Here is an 8,238-nt window from a genome sequence, read left to right on the forward strand (position 1 = left end):
GGCCACGGGGACATCCCGGGGCGGCGGCATTGATCCATGCCACAGATTGCCCACCGGCAGCGGGCCGGTGTCCTCTCCGAACTTCCGGACAGGCTCGTCGTTCTCAGCGCCGCTGCCCTGACGATCAACCGCGGCGTGCGCACCGTCGCGGGGCGCCGGAATTACGCCGTTGGATAACCCACTGCCCGCGGCGGCGTCGGGCGCGTCTGCGGCCGTGGGGTCGCTGACGGCGTCGTCCTGTTCGGCGCCAGCGCTATCAGCGATGTCGGGTGCGGCGTGTGCTCCCGGGGCCTCGTCGGCGTCGCTGGCGGCAGTGTGCGCTTGCGCGGTGTCGCCGGATTCGTCTGCAGCATCAGCGGATTCGCCGGAAGAGGCATCGTCGGGTTTGTCGTCGGGGCTGGATTCGTCGGAGGCGCGGGCCCGGGGCGTGATCACCACCGTCTCTTCGGGGTCGCCTGGTTCGCCGGGCGCCGGCGGCGCGTCGTGGGCGGCGGCGCGGCCGGCGACGAACTTGTCGCGCAGGTTTTCCACCTCTGTCGGGTCGGTCTGCGAGGAATCAAATTTCATGGTGGGCATCTTCCGGCATGAGTGAACGATTCTTACGGTGAAGTTTACAGATGTTTGGGTCGTCTGCCTTAGATCGCATCGCCGAAACCTCGCCCAAATCGAGGTTGGGGGCGTATGCGCCCCAACCGGTCAGCCGCGAACACCAACTGCTGCGCCGACTCGTCCTCATCGGCAATGGTCAGCGGCGCTGTGACTCCCCGGGCGCGCAGCAGGTTGCGGTTATAGGTCAACCGTTGCGCCCGAGCGGCCGAATCGAGGATGCTGCGCAGCGCTGGCACTGCCCGTACTTGGTCAACCGGGCTGGGGGCCGTCACCTGCACCGTGTGGTCGCCGGGCGCGCTACCGCGGAACACTGCGGCGCCCACTTCGATGTGGTCGGGCCCCGCATCGCCGTTGCGCCGCTGGTTCAGCGCTGCAGCCTCGTCATGGAACCGATGGGTCATCGCATCGATGCGTCGCCAGTGCGCGTTCATGGTGTCGGCGAAGGCCGCTAACGCTGGGGGAACACCGTCGGCGCCGGCGGCTGGTGTTGGCGCGTCGGGAGCCGGCTGGGCCGGGGGCAGCGGCGACAGCGGAGGGGCCAGCTGCGGGATGCCGGCCCGAAAAAATACCGGCGGCAGCGCACCGGTGAGGTCGGTGCTGATCGGCAGCGTCAGGTCGGACAGTTCCGCGGGTCGACCCACTGCTACCCGGCCACCGGGTTCGACGACGACCACCTTGTTCGGTCCACCTGCGGCGTCGTTGACTTCGCCGATCACCCGTCCCAGCGCTGCCGGTGCGGTGACGTCGTTGCCGTGGACGGTCGCTGCCCGTTCGCCGGGCGGGGCCACATAGGTGTCGGCTCGGGTTAGGGCCGCGGCGAATTCGGGGTTGTCCGCAAGAATGGCTGGCGGCGTCATCGGGGTCCCTTCATCATCACGGCCGGACTGCAGATATCGGTTCCAGTGATCGGTCACCGCGTCTCGGGTCTTGTGGTATTGCCCCATCACCCATGCCTTGGGCTGCTCCCATGTTCCCTGCAGCGCAGCGCCGGCCACCGTCGGGCCGGACTCGGAGTAGAACACCTTCCAGCGGTTGGATCGCTCGATGCGGTCCCGGAAAAGCTTGTAGAGCGTCTCATGGTTCTTCGAGGCCCGCCGGATGCCTTGAGCGACAAGGCAGTACACGACCGCCATCAGCGCGATGGGGATCCACGTCGGAAGGGCTTGCGCCCACGACGCCACCAGGATCAGCAGCCCCGGGATCAGCGCGGCAACGAACCAGTAACCTAATGCCAGCAAGCCGTGCACGCCCGCTCTGGCAAGTGTCCGCGACAGCGGATCATAGGGCCGCCGCTTAAGCATCGCGCCAACCGCGATGTAAACCAGCCCGGTCAGATATACGATGGTCAGCCCAACCTGGTTGAACAGATACACCGCGACGACGCCGACGAAATACAGCATCGCCAGCGCGAACACAACCGCCAGCACAGCAGCGAAGACCGACACCGCGTTCGGTGAGCGGCCTGCCAGCTGTTCGGCGGTCAGACAGCCCGGGTTAGCGGCACCGGTGTTGATCATCGTCGACCACACGCGCGCACACTCGGCCGACAGCTCGCCGCGGTAGTTCATCATGAAGGTCAATGACCGGATGATGTCGACGTTGGCCGAATGCACGCGCGCGCCCACACCGCCCTCGCCGCTGCGGGTAAAAAACGAGGCAAGCCCTAGCAGCCAGTCAAGCGCTTGTCGAATAACCCGAAATGGGTTGGCAGCCAAGATGGCTACCAGGCCGAGTAACAGCACACCGGAGGACAGCCGCGACCATTGCTCTTTGCTGACCTGGGTGGCCGAGCCGGCCGAGCCGCGGCGCACATAGACGATGAACGCCAGAATCCCGAACGCCCCGGTGGCCAGCGCGACAGGCGGAATCGCACCGTAGACCTTTCCGGTGATCCCCCCATACAGGTTGGACAGCGGCTCCAACCACGCGTTGGGGTTGAGGATCACTTCCTGCAACGCGACGGCATGCGCGCCCACGATAAGAAAAAGCTCGTAGAACAGTTCGATCCACGTGGCGAAAAAGCCTGAGCTCCAACTAAATGCCGAGGGGTGCAAGCTAAGTCGGTAGTTGGCCAGTTTGCCGCCGTCGGAGTCGGCGAGGTTGAGCCATCCGATGAACATGTCGCTGACCGGGCCGGCCGACGTGGCTGTGCCCGCTGGCGCATCGGGGAATCCGAACCGCCACTGCGCGAATGTCACTGCGTCACCGCCGCATTCGCATCCGGGCGGGCCGGGTGGGCCGCCAGCTCGGTTTCTCGGATCATCCGCGATGCGGTCGTGTCGGCGTAGCGTCGCCGCGCGGCCAGCAGGTGCGGCATCGTCTGGATCCGGCCGATGTTCGCGCCGTCGTTGTACCACCCTTCCCCGGCGCGGTTTTCTATCGGCATGTTGTTGTTGTCCGGGTCAAGCGGCGAGGTCTCCGACACCATGGTGTGCACCAGCCGTTCGGTCGGCGGCAAGTCTGCATAGGCCAGGGCCGCGGCGGCGTTCGCCCGGGTCTCCTGGCCCAGCAGTACTTTCTTCTTCACCAGGGCGTAGTGCTCGTCGAAATCTTGCGCCAGTTGAGCGCCGGCGATGAAGAAGTTGTTGGCGCGCCGGCCAACTCGGTCGGGCCGCTCCACCAGCTCCAGTAGCACGTCCGAGCCTTTCTGGAAGTGCATTTCGTCACCGGCCAGCACGCACGGCTCCTTGATCGTCGAGAACCGCAGCGTGGTCAGCCGCGCGATCGCCGTGTAAGCCATCGCCGCAAAGCGTTGCGCCTCAGTCGGGGTCGCTGCGCCGCGGTGAACATTGAGCTTGTGGGTGCGAAACACCACAGCATGGGCCTGGGCATCGAACGGCGGGTGTGTAACCACGGTCCCGTCGATCATCGGGTCAATAAACGCATGGGTGTAGGGCTGGCGGGACCAGAAGTTCAGCTTGATCACCAGCTTGCGCGACACCTCGTCACCGATGGCGTGCTCGAGGTGGCTCATCAGTGCGCGGGTGGAGTCGATCCCGAACCGCCTGCGGTAGCCGGGCTCGACGACGGTGGACAGCAGGGCGGCTTCCTCAGAGTCTGAACGCAATTCCAGCAGCGGCAGCCACAGATCCAAAAACAGCCAGGCCGCAATGTCGGGTGGGCAGCACTTGAGCACATCCAGGGACGCTCGCTGCCCGTGGGCGTCGATCCCGCCGAACACATCGATGATCTGCGTGCTGGTCAGGGATTGCGCGAACACGGTGTACTCGCCGTGGTCGGATTGATCGATGATGTGCACATAGCAGAGCGCGTCGATCAGGAATCCGATCATGTCCTTGATCAGATAGGACTTGCCTTTGTTCTTGGCCCCGGTGATCGTCACCGACGCGTTGCCCTTGTCCGAAGCGTTGAAGATGTCCCAGTGCACGATTTGGCCGAGCGCATTCTCTTTGTTCTTGGCGATCGGGACGCCGACGGCGTCTCCGAGCACCGTGCGGCGCACGGGCATGTAGGCGCTGAACAGGTTGGTCGTCGTGGTCTGCTTGATGTCCTCGACAACCGGCGGGCATGACGATCCGGGCATCATCGCCTGCCACAAGTCGAATTGAGCGCCGACCGGAATGTAGGGGGTGAAATCATGTTTGGTGAAATGCTCGCTGAGCTCGGCGATGCGCTGCTCGAGGTATGCCCGGTTCTGGTGGGCGAATGAGAACAGCGCGGCGACCTTCATTCCTCGCGGGTCCCGTTCGCGACGGGCGGTGCGCCGAAAGTTGCGCATCTCGCCGCGGCGGTCGCCGTAGTCTTCGTCGTCGAATTCATCGCGGGTGTTGGCCTGGGCTTCAGCGTTGAGTTCGCGCATCGCTTTGCGCATTCCACGTTTGGTCAGAACTTCTTGATCGAAGTGGAATCGCAGCGCGAAGTCGGCGTCGCAGCCGATCTCCTGATCGACCAGATAGGTGAATGTGTTGATGTCGAAGGTCTCCACCGAGGGATACTGCGAAATCCCCATCTGCACTTGGTAACTCGTGTACCCGTCGGGGAAGTCGGCGTTGCGTGTCTCCACGTTGGCCACCGAGAGCATCTTCCCCCATCGGGTGGTGTGGAAATTGTTGCGCAGCAGCCGATGCCAACTTTCGTCCTTGACGCGCGGCATGGCCGATGGATCCCCATCGGCGATGCGTGCGGCGAGGTTTTCCAGCAGCGCGTCAGTGTCGGCGTTCTTGTTGATGTGGATGTCGGGAAAAGATCGTGGGCTGTCGTCGACAACGCCCCGGGTGACATCGGGGTCGGGCAGCAGCGGCACGGTGATTCCGCGCTGACGGGCCCGGTCGAACACCCATCGCACGTGAGCCTCGGTGGTACGGATTGGCCGGAACTGCCGCGGCAGGGCCTCGAAGTACCGCTTTTCCAGATCGCGGATGATGCGGTGATCGACGCGACTGTGCGGGTCGATCACCGCGACCGAGGACAGTATTTTGTCACGCCAGGACTGGTGGACGGGAAATCCGATCGACAGCCAGAAGATCCGCTGGTACTCCGCATGCTCCCCGGCCAGGATGCGTTGATACAGCGAGTTGAATTGGGCCTCGAGGCCGGGGTAGCGGCCTGGCTCTTCGATGCCTGGTATTCCCTCGGCGCAGCGAGCCATGATGACATCGGGTGGGGTCTGCGCTTTCACACCGAGCAGCAGGAAATCTGCTGCGGGCAGCCGCGACAACGCGTTGAACAGCATGGCGTTGTGGTCTTGGCAAGCTTCGATTTTGCCGGCTTGGTAGGGGTCGGTGTTGATGCCTCGAAGCAGGTAGTTGGCCCATACCGTGCCGTCTTGGTTGAAGATCAGATTCCCAACGCGGCGAGTGATTCTCGGGAAGCAGCCGGCCATCGCTTAGCGCCTTCCCGTGTTGTTGATGACGGGTCGTCGCGTGGTCCGCAAGATCAACCCGAGCTGGGTGAATTCATGCAGGACCCCTTGGGGATCCATACCGTTGATCCATCGCACGATGTGCAGGACACCGAACGCCAGGATCAGCCCCACCGGAACGGCGACCCACGCGTTGCTCACCATGTAGACGATCAGGCCCGCGAAGATAGTGCTGATCAGCGCCACCATCGCCGGTAGCCGCCACCGCAAGCCCAGGATCATCCATTCAACGTCGACCCGGTCGATGTTGTTGAAGACGCGAAACGACCTCACGGCCCCTCCCCCTGATGTTTGGTTCTGGCCCGGCTGGATCAGCCGCGGTTAAGCCAGCCGACGACGACGTCGATCACAATGTCGCTAATGGCGTACGCCCCGACGAGCAAGCCGACGGCGATAGCGAAATGCTTCAGTTCGTCGACCAGCTTCTTGTCCTTGCCGCCGCCGCCACCGCCGCCAGGACCGGTTTGGGCGCCGGTCTTCTCTGAGTACACCGACAGAATGCGCCAACCGAACACAGCCACGAGCAGCACGCCCAGACTGAGCAGCACCCGGTTGACCAATGAGGCGATGGCGCCGTTGGAAGTCCCATCACCGCCGCTGGTGATATCAGCCAACACTTGCACCGCTTCAGGATGAGCCGCCCACAGCGACGCAGGATCAAATACTCCAAACATGAATCCCCCCATGTCCGTTCTTCCCCCTGTGTCACCTCCAGCTAACGCTGCAGACAACATTGGATTCAGTTCCACCGCGAAACTAACACGCACCGGACGTCAACTCTGGCGGCGAAACTTGCCGACCCGCAGAACTTTCCCGAACCGCCGCCGCGCGGCAGACGGGCGACGCGTTGCCTGCGACGCCCACGGAGCGCGGCCCGCCGCGACACCCGAGCGCCGGCGAAGGGGGCCAGCAAAGCCATCGGCGTCAAGCGCTGGCGGCGCCCCGATGCGGCCGCGTGCCGCGGGCCGTGGCCGCCCGGCCCCCGCCCCCAAAATTTTGGGCACACGACGTAGCGAGCACCTCAGCAAGGCTGGGACACATCCGCGGCGACGGCCGGGATTGACACGGCAACACCACCCAGGGCGCGTATTACAACGACGTCGTGTCAATCGGAGGCCAGCCCCCACAACATTGCCCGCCCGGCGCCAATACCCGGCCGGGCTCCCCGTATGGCGCCCGGCGTCGACCCCGCAGCGCCGCGGTGACACGCCCCGCGGGCACCGCGCGCGGTGTGCTCTTCAACGCCGTCGACCTGCGCCTTGCTAGATCCGATCCGACCCTGCCATCACGCCGCATCCGCCGACTTGCTGCCCGTGGCCCCTCCCCGGTCCATGCCCGATACGATCCCTGAGCCGGCCAGGCATGACCCACCCCGATCCGCAGGCTGGCCTCCGACCCGGCCCGCACGCCGTAGGCAGTCGGTCGCACAAAAGGCGCGCCGCGTCGCGTCGCCGCCAAAGTGATGGTTATCCACGTCGTACTCTCACGACTGTGAAGGCATATATCTACGCCAGTCCGGCAGGTGCAGAAGCCGGCGTCTTGTCTCAATGCTTCATTGACTTCGCCGAATTGTCCCGCCGCGGATTCCTCAACGAAGACTCCACGGTGTGGGCGAACGCCGAAGCTCCGCACGCCAGCTTTTGGGCGCTCACCGAGCGCAGCCAATACGTCTACGTCTATCGCAGCACCGAACCCGGCTATGTCCGGCTAACTTCCGGGCGCATCCGGTGGGCGCGAACGTTCGACGACACGGTTAAGAAATTCGAGGTGGACCTCGACACGAAAGCTATTCCTGGAGAGCCGGACAAACATCTGACATTGATTGTGAAGCATCGGATGCCGGGACAGACCGTCAAGATTATCGACGAGTCGCGTCGCGATGAGCAGACCAACGGCGTCTTCACGAAGGGCCAGTTAACTGTGATCGACCTACCGGCCTTCAAACCTCCAGCAAACCCGCAGCCGGCCAGCGAGTTCGAAATCAACCACGCGAGATACCACGGTGTCAACCACATGATGTCGACCTTGGATCCCGAGAACGCCGAACTTGTCCGCAAGCACTTGAACCTGTATGCCTTCGACATCGAGCCCGAAACCATCCAGAAACTCAACGAACACCTGGACGTGATCGAAGGTTACGCCAGCCAGTACGCCGAAGTTCTCTACAACCGCCTCGCGACCGCGCTCAACGGTGACGCCACCGACAGCATCGCCAGTGCCTGACCCACGGTCCCTCGTTGCGACGACGCATCGGGGCTGCACCAAATCAATGGGCGACAACGATGTGGGCCGTTCGGGACCTCGCCACGCGGATCGTGACACTGGATTTTAGGTTGTGCGAATGAGTCGGTGAAACGAGTTGTCCGGGTGGTCCGTTTGCGCCGACCGTCTATTTCACGCGGCGACTTCCAGCCGTCGTCGACCGCAACATGTCAGGTCCCGTTTGGGCCTACGGCGCGCCGGCTGGATTTTCAACCAGCAGTGATTATTCCTCGAAGATTCGTACCGTCGTTCGGGTCGGGAAGTCGTCGGTCCATTTGTCGGCGATCTTCGCCATCCTGGCTGCTACATCGCTTTGCACGCCGCGCTCGACAAGCAGCTTTTCGGCGATGCGTTCGGCGTCGCGACGCGAGGGGGATACATTGCGGCTCAACGTTCGGGTGTTGGGCTGGGTCACGTCCCGTGGAGTGGTGTAAGAGCGGTCGCGTGTCCGCGTGTGGCTCTGTGGTAGCCACTATGCCGTGAGA

6 protein-coding genes and 1 pseudogene are annotated in these 8,238 nt (G+C 63.9%); 1 reads left to right on the plus strand and 6 read right to left on the minus strand.

The genetic code is table 11. The annotated features are described in order from the left end of the window. The 5 genes and pseudogenes from AWC14_RS14855 to AWC14_RS14875 form a co-directional block, all read right to left on the minus strand. Positions 1-567 (minus strand): annotated as a pseudogene (locus AWC14_RS14855) (hypothetical protein); the annotation flags it as partial. A 68-nt stretch (positions 568-635) separates the two neighbouring features. Then, positions 636-2,807 carry a hypothetical protein gene (locus tag AWC14_RS14860; RefSeq protein WP_083071817.1) on the minus strand — a complete coding sequence of 724 codons (2,172 nt, stop codon included), beginning with the start codon at positions 2,805-2,807 and terminating at the stop codon, positions 636-638. Continuing rightward, positions 2,804-5,452: a hypothetical protein gene (locus AWC14_RS14865; protein ID WP_083071816.1), complete on the minus strand. Its 2,649-nt coding sequence runs from the start codon at positions 5,450-5,452 to the stop codon at positions 2,804-2,806. The genes AWC14_RS14860 and AWC14_RS14865 overlap by 4 nt, the downstream gene beginning before the upstream one ends. A 3-nt stretch (positions 5,453-5,455) precedes the next feature. Next, positions 5,456-5,764 (minus strand): hypothetical protein, encoded by a 309-nt coding sequence (locus AWC14_RS14870; protein ID WP_083071815.1) that lies wholly within the window; start codon positions 5,762-5,764, stop codon positions 5,456-5,458. Positions 5,765-5,802: 38 nt separating this feature from the next. After that, positions 5,803-6,177, minus strand: a complete 375-nt coding sequence (locus AWC14_RS14875; RefSeq protein ID WP_139800249.1) for a hypothetical protein — start codon at positions 6,175-6,177, stop codon at positions 5,803-5,805. A 676-nt stretch (positions 6,178-6,853) separates the two neighbouring features. Between AWC14_RS14875 and AWC14_RS14880 the strand changes: the two genes are divergently transcribed. Beyond that, positions 6,854-7,714: a hypothetical protein gene (locus AWC14_RS14880; protein ID WP_249026333.1), complete on the plus strand. Its 861-nt coding sequence runs from the start codon at positions 6,854-6,856 to the stop codon at positions 7,712-7,714. A gap of 262 nt (positions 7,715-7,976) precedes the next feature. Here AWC14_RS14880 and AWC14_RS28735 read toward each other — a convergent pair whose 3' ends face one another. Then, complete coding sequence (locus AWC14_RS28735; protein ID WP_084264296.1) at positions 7,977-8,168, minus strand: hypothetical protein; 192 nt, start codon at positions 8,166-8,168, stop codon at positions 7,977-7,979. Positions 8,169-8,238: the final 70 nt, after the last annotated feature.

Source organism: Mycobacterium kyorinense, assembly GCF_002101735.1.
In the GTDB taxonomy this organism is placed as follows: domain Bacteria; phylum Actinomycetota; class Actinomycetes; order Mycobacteriales; family Mycobacteriaceae; genus Mycobacterium; species Mycobacterium kyorinense.